At 35.1% G+C, this 19,765-nt stretch carries 14 protein-coding genes and 7 pseudogenes; 15 read left to right on the forward strand and 6 right to left on the reverse strand.

Translation table 11 applies throughout. The annotated features are described in order from the left end of the window. Positions 1-162: 162 nt before the first annotated feature. Positions 163-930, reverse strand: a complete 768-nt coding sequence (locus tag ABH960_RS04385) for an ABC transporter substrate-binding protein (RefSeq protein WP_404443334.1) — start codon at positions 928-930, stop codon at positions 163-165. Positions 931-1,129: 199 nt separating this feature from the next. Here ABH960_RS04385 and ABH960_RS04390 point away from each other — a divergent pair. The 7 genes and pseudogenes from ABH960_RS04390 to ABH960_RS04415 all read left to right on the forward strand — a co-directional run. After that, positions 1,130-1,273 (forward strand): annotated as a pseudogene (locus tag ABH960_RS04390) (DUF4183 domain-containing protein); the annotation flags it as partial. 307 nt (positions 1,274-1,580) lie between these two features. After that, on the forward strand, positions 1,581-2,744 hold the full coding sequence (locus tag ABH960_RS04395) for a BclA C-terminal domain-containing protein (RefSeq protein ID WP_404443073.1): 1,164 nt from the start codon (positions 1,581-1,583) through the stop codon (positions 2,742-2,744). 476 nt (positions 2,745-3,220) lie between these two features. Then, positions 3,221-3,786, forward strand: a pseudogene (locus ABH960_RS04400) (exosporium leader peptide-containing protein). 296 nt (positions 3,787-4,082) lie between these two features. Continuing rightward, entirely contained in the window at positions 4,083-4,547 is a 465-nt protein-coding gene (locus tag ABH960_RS04405; RefSeq protein ID WP_002035352.1) for a hypothetical protein, read from the forward strand. Positions 4,548-4,865: 318 nt separating this feature from the next. Beyond that, positions 4,866-5,952, forward strand: a pseudogene (locus tag ABH960_RS04410) (exosporium leader peptide); the annotation flags it as partial. Positions 5,953-6,164: 212 nt separating this feature from the next. After that, a pseudogene (locus tag ABH960_RS29535) lies at positions 6,165-6,340 on the forward strand (ImmA/IrrE family metallo-endopeptidase); the annotation flags it as partial. A gap of 63 nt (positions 6,341-6,403) precedes the next feature. Continuing rightward, positions 6,404-7,530 (forward strand): annotated as a pseudogene (locus tag ABH960_RS04415) (site-specific integrase). Between the two features lie 327 nt (positions 7,531-7,857). Here ABH960_RS04415 and ABH960_RS04420 read toward each other — a convergent pair. Both ABH960_RS04420 and ABH960_RS04425 read right to left on the reverse strand, forming a co-directional pair. Further along, positions 7,858-8,133 carry a stage V sporulation protein S gene (locus ABH960_RS04420; protein ID WP_002035358.1) on the reverse strand — a complete coding sequence of 92 codons (276 nt, stop codon included), beginning with the start codon at positions 8,131-8,133 and terminating at the stop codon, positions 7,858-7,860. Between the two features lie 191 nt (positions 8,134-8,324). Further along, positions 8,325-8,474 (reverse strand): hypothetical protein, encoded by a 150-nt coding sequence (locus ABH960_RS04425; RefSeq protein WP_002012544.1) that lies wholly within the window; start codon positions 8,472-8,474, stop codon positions 8,325-8,327. Between the two features lie 190 nt (positions 8,475-8,664). Between ABH960_RS04425 and ABH960_RS04430 the strand changes: the two genes are divergently transcribed. Then, entirely contained in the window at positions 8,665-9,249 is a 585-nt protein-coding gene (locus ABH960_RS04430) for a hypothetical protein (protein ID WP_002127124.1), read from the forward strand. Between the two features lie 194 nt (positions 9,250-9,443). Here ABH960_RS04430 and ABH960_RS04435 read toward each other — a convergent pair whose 3' ends face one another. From ABH960_RS04435 to exsG, 3 genes are all read right to left on the reverse strand, one after another. Further along, entirely contained in the window at positions 9,444-11,054 is a 1,611-nt protein-coding gene (locus ABH960_RS04435; RefSeq protein WP_404443078.1) for a lipase family alpha/beta hydrolase, read from the reverse strand. A gap of 262 nt (positions 11,055-11,316) precedes the next feature. After that, positions 11,317-11,526: a hypothetical protein gene (locus ABH960_RS04440; RefSeq protein WP_002085943.1), complete on the reverse strand. Its 210-nt coding sequence runs from the start codon at positions 11,524-11,526 to the stop codon at positions 11,317-11,319. Between the two features lie 249 nt (positions 11,527-11,775). Continuing rightward, positions 11,776-11,928, reverse strand: coding sequence for an exosporium protein ExsG (gene exsG / locus ABH960_RS04445; protein ID WP_000395676.1), 153 nt, complete (start codon positions 11,926-11,928; stop codon positions 11,776-11,778). Between the two features lie 207 nt (positions 11,929-12,135). Here exsG and ABH960_RS04450 point away from each other — a divergent pair, with 207 nt between their 5' ends. The 7 genes and pseudogenes from ABH960_RS04450 (at position 12,136) to ABH960_RS04480 (ending at position 19,711) form a co-directional block, all read left to right on the forward strand. After that, positions 12,136-13,086 carry an excalibur calcium-binding domain-containing protein gene (locus tag ABH960_RS04450; RefSeq protein WP_404443082.1) on the forward strand — a complete coding sequence of 317 codons (951 nt, stop codon included), beginning with the start codon at positions 12,136-12,138 and terminating at the stop codon, positions 13,084-13,086. Between the two features lie 197 nt (positions 13,087-13,283). Then, positions 13,284-13,373, forward strand: a pseudogene (locus ABH960_RS04455) (iron-sulfur cluster repair di-iron protein); the annotation flags it as partial. A gap of 245 nt (positions 13,374-13,618) precedes the next feature. After that, the gene (locus ABH960_RS04460; protein ID WP_404443085.1) at positions 13,619-14,731 is read left to right on the forward strand and encodes an RNA-guided endonuclease TnpB family protein; all 1,113 of its coding nucleotides are present in this window, start codon (positions 13,619-13,621) and stop codon (positions 14,729-14,731) included. A gap of 137 nt (positions 14,732-14,868) precedes the next feature. Next, positions 14,869-15,018: pseudogene (locus ABH960_RS04465) on the forward strand (DUF542 domain-containing protein); the annotation flags it as partial. Between the two features lie 291 nt (positions 15,019-15,309). After that, positions 15,310-16,272: an AAA family ATPase gene (locus ABH960_RS04470; RefSeq protein WP_404443088.1), complete on the forward strand. Its 963-nt coding sequence runs from the start codon at positions 15,310-15,312 to the stop codon at positions 16,270-16,272. Further along, positions 16,272-17,486 carry a DUF58 domain-containing protein gene (locus ABH960_RS04475; RefSeq protein WP_404443091.1) on the forward strand — a complete coding sequence of 405 codons (1,215 nt, stop codon included), beginning with the start codon at positions 16,272-16,274 and terminating at the stop codon, positions 17,484-17,486. The genes ABH960_RS04470 and ABH960_RS04475 overlap by 1 nt, the downstream gene beginning before the upstream one ends. Then, complete coding sequence (locus tag ABH960_RS04480; protein ID WP_404443094.1) at positions 17,483-19,711, forward strand: transglutaminase TgpA family protein; 2,229 nt, start codon at positions 17,483-17,485, stop codon at positions 19,709-19,711. Before ABH960_RS04475 ends, ABH960_RS04480 begins: the two co-directional genes overlap by 4 nt. Positions 19,712-19,765 lie beyond the last annotated feature (54 nt).

The raw sequence follows: 19,765 nt of genomic DNA on the forward strand, positions 1-19,765 counted from the left end.
GTAACGAAAAAGCTTATTAATCGTTTTAGGGGTGACCTGTTTTCTTAGGTTGATGGCAATGTGGTGCTACCCCTTCAAAAGTTTCCATTAAAAAATAGTAAAAGCCGGAAAGTATTTTTATACTCTCCGGCCTTACTATAAAAAAATTAAGAAGTTGAAACCTTATTTGCTAAGCATAATTTTCTCAAGTTCATCTAACATTTTGTTAGCTGCAATTACACCACCAGCAGTATTCCAAACTGCATCACTAACTTCATGTGCATTTCCATTTTTAACAGCATTTAGATTTTTCCAAAGAGGATCGCTTGTCATTTCTTTTGCTTTATCTAAAGCTTTTTGATCATTTTCTGGCGCATATGTAAAGTAAAAAAGAACATCTCCATCCATTTTAGGAATCATTTCTTTTCCTACATCTATAGCAAGGTTGCCAAATTTACTGTTAGCAGTAAAAAGCTCTTTTTGCTGTTTCACACGTTTAAAACCTAATTGATCAAAAATAACTCCAGAAAAAGAATCTGTGTAATAAATACGAGAAGTTCCAGCCATGAAACGGACAACAGAAACTTCTTGATTTACTTTATCACCTAATTTTTGTTTTACACCTTCTAGGTGTGCATCAAATTTGCTTAATACTTTGTTGCCTTCTTCTTCACGATTTAAAGCTTTTGCATATAATTTAAAGTTTTCCTTCCAATCGCCTCCTAGTGTATCTGAAAATACTGTTGGAGCAATTGCGCTTAATTTATCGTACACCTTTTCTTGGCGTACCTTATTACCAATAATTAAATCAGGTTTTAACGATGCAATTTTCTCTAAGTTGACTTCATGTTCAACCCCTACAACTTTAACATCTTTCATATCGCTTTTAATATGATCGTACCATGGATCCCCTAGCCAAGATTTCACAGCACCAACAGGCTTTACTCCCATGGATAATCTCGTCACGAGAGCACTTTATTAAGTGCTCTATTTATGTTTTAAACTACTACAAAATGAAATTTTTATAAAAAGCTTTCTCAACACCTAATTGACGGAAATCATTTTCCTTTTATGGTAATCTATTGGTAATTACATGAAGGTTTAGTGTTTCCTTAAAAGGACCCGTCCCCTAATCGGGTCCTTTTAAATGTTCTCTACTTTTACGCTTTATATTAATGGCATTATTCAAACAGGCGATACTATTACTGGTGTGACTACTACAGCTGCTACTATTGTAGGCGGAGCCGTCCTAGATGGAGATACTCCTATTGCAATTGAATTTACTATAACGTAACTTTAGTTGTCTTTTTAGAGGTTTCATTAAAAGAAACCTCTAATTTTAAAAACTGACATTAACTTTAGTAGCAACTACATAATACAGTGCATATACTAGTATAGAATGATAGGAATTTATACTCACTCTCGAAAAGAGCACTTATATATAGTGCTCTTTTTGGTATGGAATGTGAAATAAAGGCTTGCTCTTAAAACCTTTTATGTAATTATTGTAGGTTTTTTCCTTACACCCGTGTGTCTGTTTACTCATAAGTTGTTAAAGTATAAATATACATTGGTAGTTAATTTATAAGGGAGGTGTAAAAATGAGTAAATTTAAAAAGAATTGTCACATACCCTTTCCATGTTCCTTTCCTTTGCCTCAAATAGGGCCTACTGGAATAACTGGAATAACTGGAATAACTGGAATAACTGGAGTAACTGGAGTAACTGGAGTAACTGGAGTAACTGGAGTAACTGGAGTAACTGGAGTAACTGGAGTAACTGGAGTAACTGGAGTAACTGGACCTTCTGGTGGACCTCCGGGGCCTACTGGACCTACCGGCATAACCGGAGCAACTGGACCTTCTGGCGGACCTCCAGGGCCTACTGGACCTACCGGATTGCCAGGAACTGGTGGACCTACTGGTCCTACCGGCATAACCGGAGTAACTGGACCTTCTGGTGGACCTCCAGGGCCTACTGGACCTACCGGATTGCCAGGAACTGGTGGACCTCCGGGGCCTACTGGGCCTACTGGCATAACCGGAGCAACTGGACCTTCTGGTGGACCTCCAGGACCTTCTGGACCTACCGGATTGCCAGGAACTGGTGGACCTCCGGGGCCTACCGGATTGCCAGGAACTGGTGGACCTCCGGGGCCTACTGGGCCTACCGGCATAACCGGAGCAACCGGGCCTTCTGGTGGACCTCCGGGGCCTACTGGACCTACCGGAATAACAGGAGCAACCGGACCTTCTGGTGGACCTCCAGGACCTCCAGGACCTACTGGACCTCCGGGGCCTACCGGATTGCCAGGAACTGCTGGAGCTACTGGGCCTACCGGACTTACAGTATCTGGGTTATCTCATTATGCTTATGTTTTCAATACATCAGCTCAAGTTGTTGCCTTAGAAGCACCTATTCTTTTTAATTCACATGGTAGAATGACATCTGGTTTTACTCATACGCTGGGAACTTCTCAATTAATGGTTCTTAATGCAGGAGATTATAAAATTTCTTTTTCTGTATCAGGAGTTGAGCCTAATCAATTCACACTTTTTTTAAATGGTGCTCCGGTTACCAGCGCAGTTTATGGATCAGGTGCAGGAACTCAACCAAACAACGGCCAAACAATCCTCGCTTTAGCTGCAGGTGATATTATTACCCTTAATAATCATACTTCCGCTGCTGCAGTTACTTTGCAGACTTTGGCAGGTGGAACACAAACAAATATAAATGCTTCGATTGTAATTGAAAAATTAAATTAATTTAATCATTTATTTCTTGAAACTCTGGCAGTAAATAACCTAGAGTGGATTCTTTTTTAACAAGCAGTTAGCTTTTGCTAGCTGCTCTTTTAATTAAAATAACGATTTTATTTGAACCCATTCACCAATTTCATACTTTTACATACTATAAATACTACCTTTCTATATAATGCGCGCTCGTCATTTTCATTATGATTAGGCATAAAGAGTGCTCTCAATCAGCGCTCTTTTTTATTACTTTGAATACATTATTACCAATCCATGGAATACACAGGTTTCTCTGGACCAGTTACCTTGTATTCCTTGTATTCCTTGTACACAGAACCCGTTATAACTAGCGGGTTCTGTTTATTTTTATCTATACAATAACTATTTTGTTTAATTTATAAAATACAAGCGCTTGTCCATTTCATTTTGTTCTACCCCTACATTTACTATTAGTAATAAGAACTGAACTTTTCAGAGGTGAAAATATAATGGACGAGTTTTTATCTTCTACTTCAATAAACCCTAATTTAGTTGGACCTACTTTACCACCCGTTCCACCATTCACACTACCGACTGGACCAACTGGACCCACTGGACCCTCTGGATCACTATCAGTAGCTTATGGAACTTTTTGGCAAACAGAAATCATTACAGTCCCTTTCGAATCCCCTTTTTCTTTTAATCAGGCTGACCCTATGGTGGGGGAATTTCTCTGTTAAATCCAACCACAATTAATATCACACAAGCTGGGGATTATCGAATTTCTTTCATTTCCTCGATTAACTTGACTGTAGCCCTTTCATTTCCTTATTCGCCTACCATTTCTATACTATTAAATAACAGTCTGATTCCAAATTTCAAAGCTACTTTCGGTCTTTCAATACTCGATCCAGAGGATGTAGATTGCGCTCAACTCATTGGAGACACTATTTTATCAGTCCCAGCCAACTCAACACTTCAACTTATAAATAATAGCTTTGTAGGCGAAACAGCCATTCGTACATGCGATAATGGAATAAATGCTTTAGAATTAAACATTATCAAATTAAACTAGTACAAGTACGCCTTTAAAACTAGGTGTTATTATGGCATCTAGTTTGCAGTTTCCAATGAAATTTTTGTACAAAGAATACACACAAAATCAAAAATAAATTCATAAAATATTTTATATTCTTTTCTTTTTAGAATGAATAGTCTTTACAGAGCACTTCCCCAAGTGCTCTTACATTTACATATTAAATAGCTTTTTTAATTATTTACGAGAGCGGGTTTTATTATTTTGTACAAGCACCCTTTCCTTTTGTTTAATAACATATATAGACATCTCAAAGAAAGGAGAGCAACATAAGTATGGCTGATTATTTTTATAAAGATGGTAAAAAGTATTATAAAAAACAATCGCATTCGGGCAATCAAAAAAACAACTGTTTTATCGAGACTCATACAATTGCTGGTTCTGAAGAAAATGTAAATGGAAATATACCTGTATCTGTTTTCCTTGAAACCACCACTCCACAAACTGTATTTGAGGATTTTACAAACAATCATAATAAAACATTAATTCAGTTATTCGTTGTCGGTATGAGTGCACCTGTTCAAGTAACTATTCTAACAAGAATATCTACCAGCCCAATTAATACTATATTACAACCCGCTCAAACAAAAATATTTCAAGTTGAAGATTTTCAAAGTCTTACTCTTACAAAGCAGGAAGGTCCTACTAGTCTAGTTAGCTTATTTGTTCAAAAAACATTTTGTATCTGTTGTAATGAGAATAACGATTCATGCGATGAATATTACAAAGAATGTAATTAATAGATTAAACCACCAGAAGAATCCTTTATATAAAGGGTTCTTTTTCTTTCACTTCCCTCATTTTCAAAACCATTTTAGAATCATACTCAACGATTTTTCTATACATTCCTCATTTCCCCGTTTTTTTATTAAAATAACGTTTTCATTAAATTTTTCCAGTAATATTCTTCTTTTCCAGTCACAAATATGTTCATATTTCATTAATACTGTGCATCTATTAGATACGATTAGAAATTTTTTTGGAGGTGAACTATGTCAAAGAAAGATGAACTGAATTTATTTTAAATTTTACATGCTGCTGCATTAAACCCAGATTTAACCGGGCTCTCATTTCCTACAGGGCCAATTGGACCTACCGGCAACACCTGGGCCTACCGAACCTACTGGACCACCCGATGGGCCTACTGGACCCACTGGACCTACCTGGGACACTGGACCTGGATGCATAGAACCTCTACCAATATTCACTCAAATAGTCTATGTAAACAAAGCTGGTAATGACGTTACCGCTGATGGTTCTGAATGTGACCCGTTCTTGACAATTACTGCAGCAATGGCATCTATCATAGATGCTTCACCAGCTAAACGCTACGCTATCTCTATTGGACCTGGCACTTATACAGAACCATTAATTCATTTAAAAGCAAATGTACAATTAATCGGAACTAGTACTTTATTAACTAGATTAGCTATCCCCTTCGATATTAATGATCCGTCATGGTTTGAAAACGGATTTCAAAATGATAATCGATCTGGATTTGTAGACCTGACATTATTAACTGGACCACTTGATTTTAACTTTGTAACTGCAAGTAGTTTTAGTGGGAAGTTATTCTTTGTTAGCGTTAATATAACCCCTACTCCTATATTCACAGCTTTAACTACTTCTGTGAATCAAGTTAATATCCGTGACTCAATGTTATCCGCTGGTTATACTCAAAATGGCATTAACATGGTGATGTTTGCTTCATTCGTTTCTAGTGGGAATATTACTATTAATTCACAAGCAACAACAGATACCCAAGTCAATTTAGTAGGTGGCGGAATAAATGGTAATGTCATCATTAATGTGCAATCTGGTCATATTCCAATTGACCCTTTAAATTTAACCAGTTTTGCTATTACAGAAAACATCTTCAATCCCAGCCCTAATTCAGGGAATTTAATTGTTAATGGCGTTAATAACGTTATTACAAGAGTGAGAGCGACAGTTGATTCTTTACCTATTCGTTCCCCAGTAACTCTTATAGGCACAAATACATCTTTAATTAGAGTTGATGACGTTTTCAATTTAGCTTATACACCTATTAATCCAGTGAATTGGGCAGTTCCTCCTCCTACTACAGTACAGGAAGCTTTAGATAGAATTGCTGCATTACTGGCAGGAACTATCGGTACTCCCTAAATACCTTAGAAAGAGCTTAAACCCTATTTTAATAAGAGCTAAGTTGCTATGGTATGTGAAAGAAAAGTCTCTTCAAATCTTATTGGAGAGACCTTTTTTAATTTCTAAGTAAATCCAATATCAAAAAATGAATCTATATGATAAGCAAAGTATTTATCTCTTAACAAAATTCAAATTCGATTATAGTAACTGTGTTTTTCGTTCTTCCATATTATCAAGAAGCAAAGGCTAAAACTTCGCACAACAATTTTGCGTACCTACTTTTATGTTACGAAAGCTACCTCCCCTACAGTTAAAAGCATATATAATCTCAGAAAAATTCAATGTAACAACAAAATTTGTTGAAAAAAGGCTTTTACATTTTGAAAATCAATTATTAGCAAGTTAATTATATAACCGAATATTAAAATACCGTAATTTTTTAAAACTAACGATGCAGGAGGTATTGAATATGAAAGGAAGTTTTCGTAAACGTGGAAATACGTGGTCTTTTACAATAGATATCGGTATAGATCCAACCACAGGAAAACGACAGCAAAAGAGTAAAAGTGGATTTAGAACAAAAAAGGAAGCCCAAAATGCTGCTGCAACGATGATTACGGAGATAGAGAAAGGCATATATTTTGATGACAAACAATTAACTGTTTTAGATGTATGGGAAAAGTTAAAGCCTCTTCGTAAAGCTGAATTAAAAATTACCTCTTATGAAAAAGACATGAGCTTAGTTAAGCTCTATATCCTTCCCCCATTTAGTTATAAAAAAATTAAAAGTATTAAGCCCGTAATGATTCAAAGCTACTATGCTGAACTTAAGGAAAAAGGACTATCAAATGGTACAATCAGCAATATCCATCGCTGCCTAAGATGCATTTTCAAACATGCTGTAGAATGGGAAATCATACATGATAATATAATGAATAAAGTAAAAAAACCACGTGAAGAGCAAGGTGAGATGAAAACATGGTCGAGCGAAGAATGTAATCGATTCCTCCAGTATCTAAAAGAAAAAAATATTAAGTACCATATGTTCTTCTTACTTGCAATCTATACAGGTATGAGACGTGGAGAATTACTTGCACTAACATGGAAAGATATTGACTTTGATAATAAACGTATCCTGGTTAATAAATCACTTGTAAAAACAGAAAAAGGACTATTTAAAGCTGCTACAAAAACTAAATCTTCAAATAGAAGCGTTAGTATCTCTTCTTTTGTTATAGGGAAGTTACAATCCTACTACTCTTATAAAAAGAAAGAATTTTTCCGCTGGGGTATACACTTGAATGAAGAAGCCTTTATTTTCACCGGCAATACGATACATTCACCCTTACATATAGATGCTCCTCATCGCTTTTTGAATGATCACTATAAAAAAGCTGGTGTTCCTCGAATTCGTATACACGACTTACGACATACTCACGCTACACTCATGCTTCAGGCTGGAGAACACCCTAAAATCGTACAAGATCGCTTAGGGCATTCCTCTATTCAAATGACTTTAGACAAGTATAGTCACATCACACAGAACATGCAGCAGAAAACTTCGAGAGTATAATAAAATCTAATGAAAACACCTGATAAAAAATGAAAATACTTAATGTGAGCAAAATGTGAGCATCCAGGAAAATCACCACTTAGAAACCCTGATATAATAAGGTTTTCCATACTATCTCGTTGAATCTTGGGAGAAGAATGAGCAGTTTTAGAAATGCCAAATCCCTTATGTCACAAAGGATTTGGCATTTTTAAGTTTCTAGAAAAACCCGCTAAATATAAAGAGGAATTAAAAGTCATAAATCCGGTACAATACTGTATCCACGCCCAAGGAACTGTCAAATGAAATAACGTGTCTAACTTTTTGGAGTCTATTGACCTTTTCAAATCCCCTTATATTAATGCTCGCTATTAAGACCTTCTCCTTCTAGGACCTACAATTAATTTGATTGCTGTTCTTTCTTGATTATCGATAGTAACCTCTTGAAACGCTGGAACAAGAACCAAGTCAATGCCACTTGGAGCTACAAAACCTCTTGCAATCGCAATTGCTTTAATCGCCTGATTTAAAGAACCAGCTCCAATCACTTGGATTTCTACTTTGCCACTTGCTCTTAGTACGCCTGCTATTGCACCTGCCACTGAATTCGGACTTGATTTTGAGGATACCTTTAATATATTTTCCATGTAAGTTGCTCCCTCTATTATTTAATCTCTCTTTTCTTACTGTTTGAAATATAACTAACGTATCTTTAACTACTATTCGAAATAAATACAAACAATTCTGTATAATTACATTCATTCGATATTTTTTGCCTTCTTCCTGCACAACTACATAAATAAAAAGCGACGACTAAGTTAAAAACTTAATCATCGCTTTATCCATTTCTCTGTTTCACTAAAATGCTGTCCTTTAAATACTTCTCTTCTTTACTTTGGCGATATACTATCTTAAAGTTTAAATACTTCAACATTTTAAAACCTTGGATAGAGTTATCTGCTAAATATTCATCCTTTTTCTTCTCCAAAATTTATCACATAGAATATTCTAACTCCATTTTTTTGAAAACTATATCCCCTCATTAGAGTACTTTATATTATGCCAGTTTTTTATCCCAAATCTATTACCTTATATATGGACAAGTATACACGCCAATTGCTTTTCGATTGCATAAACTACTATGTGTTATACATTTATTAATAATAGGAGGTAATATATTGGGTTCATACTATCATTCTTCAAGTTCATATAAAAGATCTTCATGCCACTCTTCTTCTAGTTCATATAAAAAATGTTCGTGCCATCAATCTTCCAGTTCGTATAAAAAATGTTCATGCGACCATTCACATAAATCATCTAAGCCTGCTTACGGCACTTTTTGGCAAACTGAGTTTATAACTGTTCCTTTTGGCGGTTCTTTTCCGTTTAATCACGTTGGCCCTTTGGCAGGAGGAGTTTCCTTATTAAATCCGACTACTATACAATTTAGTAAAGCTGGTGATTATAGAATTTCTTTCATTTCAAGTATTAACACTACGTTAAATCCTGTATTTCCCCATATTCCAGTCATAACTATATTTTTAAATAATAATCCACTTGCTAATAGTCAAGGTGATTTCGCTTTTCAAATGAATACTTCATCAAATAACGAATGCCTTCAACTAGTTGGTGAAACCATTGTTACGGTGCCTGCTAATTCAACTCTTCAACTTAGAAATAATAGTGGTTTCAATCATCAAAGTATTGTAACTTGTGATAATGGTATAAATTCAGTTGAATTAACAGTTACAAAACTAAGTTAATACTATTCCCTCACATTCAGATGCTAATTCAGCATCTTTTTTATTGCATAACGTTTTTTTGATTCCTATCGTCCTCTTATACAACATAAACTCCCATTTCACTTTTCTATTTATCTAATAAACATGAAAAAGTGCCGAAATCCTTCTGCCACAAGAATTCGGCACTTTTTTTATTAAAACCGATTCATTCTTTCCTACTTCTCCACATAAACCGATTTAACTATCGTACGATTATAAGGTTGTCCTTCCTTATTCATTCCTTTCATATCAATTGTAACGTTATACACACCTGGCTGTTCTATATTTTTCAAAGCACCTGTAAATGTAGTTGTATTAATGTTTTTCGATTCATTTGATTCAGAAACTAATTTTCCATCTTTATTAATTACTCGTACTGTTACTGAAAGATCGCCTTTCATTTCTGGAGCTACAGGTGATTTTTTGAGTTTATACTCTGCTTTATTTACTTTAACCTTTGCCGGCATTTGAAGGACGAACGGAGCATCTTTTTTGTAATTGGTCACGATTAAATATGCATCTTTCGGCTGCTTCGCCATCATTTTAACTTGCCATTCTCCTGCTTCCATTTTATCAAATTTAAATGTTCTTATAGTGGCTCCTTTAAAGAGAGATTCACCTTCACCAGTAGATACAGCACTATCTTTATTTGTATAAACTTTTCCTTTTGGAGATACTAGTTGTATTTCTACATCTGAAGAAGCTGTTAAAATAGAAACTACCCCTTCTGCTTTTTTATCAACTGCGACAGTTTGTCCTACCCACTCATTTTGTGACAACTCTCCTCCTAAAATAGCTTGATTAGAAGTTGTGTTTAATTGTTCTACCTTTTCCTCTGAACTATTACTCGGGGCTAATAAAACCGGTACTGGTACATTCGCTGTCCGTAAATATGGTTCAATTCGTGCGAAAACGGCTGAACCTTTTCGGATATTATCATGATCAAATCGTGAATCTGTAAATAAATGTGTTCCATATGGTAACTTAGCACTCCATTCGTTCACTAACCCATCATTAGAACCGTATGATGACAAATACAACCCGCCCATAGATAATGCTGAAAAAACAGGTCCCCAGCTTGTCCCAGTAGCCGTATAGTAACGGTTTAATTTAGCTGCAGGATTATTATCTATTGTAGAACGAAACTTTGCCATTTCACCTATTTGCAATGAATATGTCCCATCATCTTTTTGACCTAATATAGAGGCAAGCCATCCTGCCCACCAACTATATGATAAATCCGCTAAATTGGATCCGTAATGCGGAGTGGCAAGCGTAATAACATTTCCAACAAATCGATTCGCTCCATATCCAACTAACGCAGCTTGTGTATCAATACCACCTTTACTGTGAGCTACAATATTTACTTTTTTGCCAAAATGATTATAAATCTCTTCAAGCTTTTGTGCTAACAATTTTCCATTGTCCCATTGGCTAGCTGATCCTTTCCCCGCGGCATCATATAATTGAATAAATACAGTTTGATAGCCTGCTTTCAAAGCATAATCGTACATATCATTCATCTCATGATATACTGTCTTTCCATACCAACTATCCGCATTACCATTTCTTCCTTGTACAAAGAGAATTGGTGGTTTATTCTCATCATAATTAGCAGGTTTCTGACCTAAAAACCATTCTCCAGGAGTAAATACTTCTTGATCTGGAAAGCCAGTCTTAAGCTCTGTTACAACCTCCGCGTGTACATTTGCACTAAAAACCAGCGGACTCATAAAACAAAGTACAATAAATAATGCGATACTCCTTTTCATAATTCCCATTAACATCCCCCTTTTTCTCCCAAAAGAAAACGCCACCATTCTGTTGAACACCAATTGTTTTAAATTCCATTTAATCAATTAGTTTTACGATACAATCTAATAAGAAATTAATAGCCGCATTCCTTTCTTATCAAACGTTATTCTCTCAACATTCCTTCATTCCTTTTTATAATAAGCGTTTTGAATATTTCTCAATAAAGCATTCTCTTTACAAAAAAGCTGCGTATAAAAGGTCTCTTTAATAACCTTTTATACGCAGCTTCTTTGTTTAAAACTCGATGATGTACTCATCATCATATTTATCGTATTGCAAACCAGCTCCTATTTTGAATTCTGTAACTTGATCTCTTAGAAATGGTGCATCTTCTATTTTACTAGTTGCTATTTCAATCCCATATTTTTTTGTTAAATGCGCTAATTCTATTAAAAACCATTCTCTTCGTAATACGACTGGAATATCATACGTTCGTCTTTTCATATATACTAGCACCTCTTCTATTTTCATTATTGAAAAGAGTATCACTTCTACTTTCGATACACTTTTTAAAACTATCGTTCATCATCAATGGCCAATGAAACATTATAGTATATGCATGTCCGTTTTAAACGTGCTATAGCAAAAATAATATTAAAAAACTTAAAAAGCCTTATTTAGTTTACATAAAAAAATTATGTAATAGTAAAAGGGGAAGGCTTGTCCCTCATCCTTTTACTATCAAAAGCTAAATTAAGAACATCTTGGTACACCTAAAGCTAAGAATAAACCTGCTACTCCTGCTGTAATTGGCACTTTCAACGTAATAACATCATCTACTTTTGTTACTAAAAAGTAAGCATTCCCTTCTTGTAACACGCAATTCACTAATAATTGGAATTCCATTCAAATCTCCTCCTTTCAATCGATATACTATAATTTATGAAATCTCTTTCAAAAAGTAATAGTAAATATATCTATTTTTCCTTATATATAAAATAAATGTTTATACGTCTATTAAAATATTAATTTTCTAAATTAATATAAAACGTGTAATATCCAATAAATCCCTATATAATCAATAGAGAAAATCTTACAAATGGAGGTATGAAAATGGCTATTTTGAGTAATATTGGTGTAGCTTTATTTTTGATTGCTATCATTCTTTTAATCTTATGTATCATTTCATTCTTTAAGAAAAATGGAAAAGCAAAACAATATGGTCGTCCTACTGTTATTCTTTTTATGATTTCAATTATATTAATAATGACTGGCTCAACAAAATCTGAACACCCAGTCGTAGAATTTTTTTCTACTTTAAGTTTCATTCTATTTATATTTTTCCTTGTTCTAGCAATCATATCTGTAATTAAGAAAACAGGTGTAGCAAAAAAGCAATTTATTATTACAGCTGTTTTATTTGTCATTTTTGTTGCGCTATCAGGTATTTCAAGTCCTTCTTCTGAAAAAACGACAGCAACGAATAAACAAGTTGCTTCTAATAGTGAAGAGAAAAAAGATGACGAAAAGAAAAAGGAATTAGAAAAGAAAGAAGCGGATAAAAAAAACCGTAAGCAAGAAGATGAGAAACGCCAAGCTGAGGAACTAGCTCGTAAGCAAGAAGATGAGAAACGTCAAGCTGAGGAACTAGCTCGTAAGCAAGAAGATGAGAAACGTCAAGCTGAGGAACTAGCTCGTAAGCAAGAGGATGAGAAACGCCAAGCTGAAGAACAAGCCCGTAAACAACAAGAAGAGCAACAGCATCAAGCTGATGAACAGGCCCGTAAACAACAAGAAGAGCAAAAACGCCAGGCTGATGAACAAGCTCGCAAACAACAAGAAGAGCAAAAACGCCAGGCTGATGAACAAGCTCGCAAACAACAAGAGGATCAGCAAAAAGCACAGCAAGCTCAAACACAACCAGCTGCAAGTAACAATAGTAATGTAACTTACAAAAATTGTACTGAAGTTAAAAATGCTGGAAAAGCTCCATTATATAGAGATCAACCAGGTTATAGCTCTAAACTTGATCGTGATGGCGATGGAGTTGCATGTGAAAAATAGTAATAAAAAAGAAGCTTCTACTAAGCTTCTTTTTTTATTATCGTAAAGTATTGCGACGAATTACGCTTCCTCTTACTTAAATAAAACTCCTTTTATTATTCTCAAAAATGACACATAATAAGTGATTTAAATCACCACATTGATGTTAATTTATCGCTATTCTTGATTTAGATATTACATTTAAACTTTATGGAGGTATTCATATGGAACATACATTTACTGAAACTTCAATTATCGGTGAGATTGTAACACAATTTCCGAAAGCTAGTGATCTTTTTAACATTTTTTCTTAAAGAAGTCTCCTTCCTAAAGCCTGTGAAAGACGATAGTCTAGCAGTATATGGGAGATGAATTTCGGTTTGGCGTAGCCCCAAAAATGGTTTCTCTATTTATTTTGCCTCTGATATAATCAGTCTTATAAGAGGTAAAGTTTTGTATAACAATGAAAGTAGATAATAATCATGTATTGTTCAGGTTGTGTGATCACCGTCATAGCTTATGGGAAATGAAGCGGAAAATGAGGTGAGTTGATATGACAAAGCATAATAAGGCGTACAAATTTCGTCTGTATCCAACAGAAGAACAAGCACATCTGATACATAAAACTTTCGGATGTGTACGCTTTGTATATAACAAAATGCTAGCTGAACGGAAAGAAATATATGAAAAATACAAAGCGAACAAAGAAGAGCTGAAGAAACAAAAATTCCCTACTCCTGCGAAATACAAATTGGAGTATGAATGGTTGAAAGAAGTTGATTCCTTAGCATTGGCCAACGCACAATTAAACTTGCAAACTGCGTATAAGAACTTTTTTAGTGGTCAAAGTGAGTTTCCTACATTCAAAAGTAAAAAGAATAGAAAATCCTATACAACGAATCGAGTAAACGGAAATATTATGTTGTTTCATGGTTATATCAAATTACCGAAACTGAAATTAGTACGACTGAAACAACATAGAGAGATCCCGCAAAATTATAACATCAAATCATGCACGATTTCGATGACACCAACTGGCAAGTATTATCTGTCTGTCTTAACTGAATATGAAAACGAAATTGTTCAGAAAGAAGTAAAAAGTGTAGTTGGATTAGACTTCTCAATGGCTGAATTGTACGTGAGTAGCGAAGATGAGAAAGCCAATTATCCTCGCTTTTATCGTCAGATGTTGAACCGATTAGCAAAGGCACAACGAGTATTAGCAAGGCGTGTACAAGGCTCAGCACGCTTTAATAAACAACGGATCTGTGTAGCGAAGTTGCATGAAAAAGTCGCAAATCAACGTAAAAATTTCCTTCATCACAAGTCTAAAGAATTGGCTACTCATTTTGACGTTGTAGCAATAGAAGACTTAAATATAAAAGGAATGTCACAAGCACTTCGTTTTGGTAAAAGTGTTGCGGACAACGGTTGGAGGATGTTCACGACATTTTTAGCATATAAGCTACAAGAACAAGGAAAACAGCTTATAAAAATAGATAAATGGTTTCCTTCTACAAAGATGTGTAGTCGTTGTGGAAATAAAAAAGAAATGCCATTATGTGAACGCGCGTATGCGTGTTCGTGTGGATTCACAATCAGTCGTGACTATAACGCAGCTATCAATATCAAAAAGGAAGCCATGCGGTTATTAGCGTTGATATAAATCGTAAGAAATAACCTTTGGAACAAGGGAGTTAGCTCGGCTGTCCTAGGACAAATTCGTTAGCTATCAAAAGTAGCGATGAACCGAGAAGCCCCCACTTCGGGGTAAGCTCGTAAGAGATACTAAGTGGGAGGTAGTTCACATCATATAGAATAGACTTTTGTTGTAGTGGTAATAAACCACTTATTGATGCAATTCATGAAAGAAATTTATCAGCTTCTGAAGTAATTACAGAGTTAAATACGCTTTATCATAATACGAAACTATTAAATGAATCTGAAATTGAAGTCACAGGACATGAGTAGCAATGCTCATGTCCTGCTTCTATTTATGCCTCTTCACCCTCTCTATCCATATAACTAAATTTCCTATCCGCTTCTCTTTTCACATAAAACTAGAAATCATTATTTACCATATTGCCCTTAGTTACGGAAACAATTATACTAGATGTAATCGCGATAAATAATCTGAATATTCTCAGAATTAAAGATAGGAGTTTTACTACTCGCAAATAGAGAGATAAATTCTATTTTCCACTAAATGAATTAAAAAACGACAATAAAATTAGGAGGATTACGATGCCCCAGCTTGATTCATTACATCCCATAGTAGAAAAAATAATCACCAATATTGAAAAATTAATGGTCGGAAAACGAAAAGAAACACTCTTAGCCTTAACAGCTCTTTTAGCTGAAGGTCATGTACTATTAGAAGATGTTCCCGGTGTCGGGAAAACAATGCTAGTACGTGCTCTTTCTAAATCAATTGATGCTGATTACAAGCGTATTCAATTCACACCTGATTTACTGCCGTCAGATGTAACAGGTGTTTCTATTTATAATCCAAAAGAACTCCAATTTGAGTTCAAGCCTGGACCGATTATGGGGAATTTTGTACTTGCTGATGAAATTAATCGTACATCTCCAAAGACACAATCTTCCTTACTTGAAAGTATGGAAGAAGGCACTATCACAATAGATGGCATTACAAGATCGTTACCAAAACCTTTCTTTGTAATGGCTACACAAAATCCGGTCGAATATGAGGGAACATATCCTTTACCAGAAGCTCAGCTCGATCGTTTCTTGTTGAAGCTAAGAATGGGATATCCTACACCAGAAGAAGAATTTGAAATTTTAAACCGGATGGAAAAAACAAATCCACTCTCTCATTTACAAGCTATTACTACAATAAAAGAATTACTTTATTTACAACAAAGCGTACGGGAAGTAAGCATGGACAAAGCAATCAAGCATTACATTGTAAAGCTTGTTACTCAGACGCGTTCTTATAGTTCTATACAACTAGGTGCAAGTCCGCGTGGCTCGATCGCTTTAATGAAAGCTTCACAAGCTTATGCATTCATCCATGGCAGAAATTATGTTATTCCAGACGATGTTAAATTTTTAGCTCCTTACGTTTTAGCTCACAGACTCATTCTAAAAATGGAAGCAAAATTTGAAGGAATTACAGGAGAACAAGTTATCGCAAAAATCGTTGCACGAACTACCGTGCCGACTCAAAGGACGAAAAACCTTTGATGAAACGACTACTACGGGCGCTATATCACGTTACGAAGTTATTGCTAATCCCTTTATGCCTAGTCTTAACATTTGTGTACGCTATGCTTCAAGGAGGATTTGTAAGTTGGTTTTTGTTTTACAGTACGATTCCTATTGGCCTTTATTCACTTCTACTTCCCTTCTACGCTTTACGAGACGCTGAAGTAAAACGAATAACAAACCAAAATGAATATGCAGCAGGAGAACAATTTTTAAGCACCATTACAATAAAAAGAAGATTTCCTTTTCCCTTACTTTATTTAATTATAGAAGATGAACTGCCATCACAATTTACAAATTGTAGACAAACGAAGGTGAATAAGGTAATACTGTTTCCAGGATTCAAACGAAATATTTCGTTTCAATATGTTATTGACACAATCCCTAGAGGAGAGCACACTTTTTCAAGCGTACGTGTCAAAACTGGTGATCTATTCGGTATGATGGAGAAAGAAGTAACTTTTTCAGTTCCAGATACATTTTTAATCTATCCCCAGTACGTAGATATAACATATCGACAATTGGAAAATCATTTCGAACAAGGAGCGCTTTCAGCAAATATAAATTTAGCAAAAGACTCTACAATCTCTGTCGGTGTCAGAGACTATAAACCTGGTGACCGCTTTTCATGGATTGATTGGAAAGCAACTGCCCGAACAAACAATATTATGACGAAAGAGTTTGAACAACAGCGCAGCCATAATATCATGATATTTATGGACAGAACTGAGTCCCCTCTATTCGAATCAGTCGTAACGTTTACTGCCTCTATTGTAAGGGCTGTCTTGAAGCAAAATTCACCAGCGTCATTCGTGTCTGTCGGAAAAGAACGAACTTTTTTCCCTTTAAACAATGGAGATACTCAGTTGCAACAAATCTTTTGTCATTTAGCGAAAGTACAAGCGGACAGTGTATTCCCGCTCTCCCGGAGTGTAGAAATGGAATTAAGAAAAATTTATGAGCCCGTAACGATTATACTCGTAACAAGCGATCTTTCTCCCGATATTCAAAAGGCGGCTAACTGTGCTGCTATAAAAAACAGAAAATTAATGGTGTTTGTCGTGAAAGAAAAAGCAAATCAACTCTCACATCGAGAACTAAGTATTCTAGAAACTCTACAAAAACGAAAAATATTTGTAAATGTGGTTTATGGGAACCGGTATACAAACGTGTTTTTTGAGGTGAGCAAATGATAACATTACGAACAAAATACAAATGGGATATGAACAGATTCTTCATGCATGTATGTGCACTTCTACTTTTACTAGAATGGCTAAGACCCCTTATAGGTATTACAAACGTAGGTAGATTAGATATTTTTGTAATATTTATAGGAATTTGCTTCACTCTCTCTTTTTTTCAAACAAGGTGGCAGGTTCCAATAAAGATCGTCACGATCTTATTCATCATTCATTTCCTGTATTATAAAAATGCTTTTATAAATCCATCTTGGCTAACGAAATTTTTTTCTGATATTTCTCGAAATTCCTCCCTTTTATTTCAAGGGAATTTGCTAGATATTTCTCCAGTTTTTCCAACACTTTTATTTTTTTTATCATTTTGGTTTTTGAGTTCTTTCATCTCTTTTTGGATGATTCATAAAAAACGCGGGTTGTTATTTCTTATATTGACTATTATTTATATCATAACTTTTCATAACTTACATTTATACAATGCAAACTACGCTATTATTCGTACTGTTGTCATCGGCTTTTTTATGCTTAGTCTTCTTCAAATAGAACGAATAAAAGAGATGGAACACTTACAAAATTATGCTAGAGAAATCTCAAAATTACTTAGACCTCTTACAATATTTATTGTATTGTCAGCAACCATCGCATACTTTGCTCCAAAATTTGGCCCTCAATGGCCAAACCCAATGGATCTTTTAAAATTCAACACATCTGAAGCAAGTAAAGAACAAGAAGTTTCTAAAATTGGATATGGTCTAGATGACTCGCAATTAGGCGGTCCTTTTAAGCCGGATAATACAATTATTTTTACAGCACAAACGCAAAACAAACAATATTGGAGAGTAGAAACAAAAGATTTTTATACAGGAAAAGGTTGGGATGTTTCTGAAAATCGAAAAAAAGTTTCTTTTAAAAATAAAAACGACGTCGTAAGCTGGTACGAACCAAATACAAAAACGGAGATAACTGAGGCAACAATCACCATGCAAAAAAGTTATCCTCACCTTACCTATCCAGCAGGATTAGTATCAGTTGAGGCTTCTTCTGATGTATCATACAGCGTTGACCCATTTTCAGAAAAAATCTATACGATGCACGGAGACTCTTCTACTACTTTAAATTCGTATAGAGTAACATATGAGATTCCGGAGTTTTCCATAGAAAATTTGAAATCTGTAAAAACGAATGAAGGTCATGAAACAAGTCCTTATTTCATGACAAAGTACACACAACTTCCCGAATCATTACCGCAGCGAGTAAAAGACTTGGCTGTCAATCTTACAAATGATAAAGACAACCGATATGATAAAGTATTAGCTATTGAAAATTACTTTACAGACAATTCTTTTGTATACGAAACAATGAATGTCTTATACCCTGCCAAAAACCAAGACTATGTAGATCAATTCCTTTTCGATACAAAAAGCGGTTACTGCAATAATTTTTCGACATCTATGATCGTGTTACTTCGTTCTGCCGGGATTCCTGCTCGCTGGGTAAAAGGATTTACAGAAGGAACTCTGGAGAATACACTTGCTAGTACAGAAGGTGAGAATGTTTATACAATCGCGAACAATAACGCACACTCTTGGGTCGAAGTATATTTCCCAGGATACGGATGGATTCCATTCGAACCAACAAAAGGATTTACCAATCCCTATAATTTTACAAATAATACTCCTGCTCCTACTTTACAAAATAGCGAAGAAACTAATTCTCAAAACGCACAAATACACCAACGAAACAATGAAGCAAAGCTCAAAAGTTTAATAGAAGATACAGAAGAAGCTCCTACTAAAAAGATTACAAATTCTAAAAAGGGATTTTCCTGGTGGTACGTATTCCTCTCTATGATACCAATTAGTATCATCGGATACATTCTCTTCACCACTAGAATGAAATGGATTACATTTTTTATTATTCTTTTCTATAAATACCGAAATGATGATGCTGTTTATCTAAAAGCTTACGGTGCACTTTTAAAACAATTTGCGAGAATCGGCATACCACGGGGTGAAAGTCAAACATTCCGAGAATACGCTCTCCACATCGATACACTTTACAATTCGGCCGATATGCAACAACTTACTTTCAGTTATGAGAACGCTATGTATCAAAAGGAACAGGCCGCAGCCGAATGGAAGACATCCGTACACTTATGGGAAGTGCTTATGAAAAAAGCAGCTTCTCTGCCTAAATCAAACGACTACGATAGAGTGATTTAATCTTGATAATGTGAGTTTAAAGAAAACACCTCAAAGAACTACTTTGTTCTTTGA

Source organism: Bacillus sp. RC252 (genome assembly GCF_044909215.1).
In the GTDB taxonomy this organism is placed as follows: domain Bacteria; phylum Bacillota; class Bacilli; order Bacillales; family Bacillaceae_G; genus Bacillus_A; species Bacillus_A mycoides.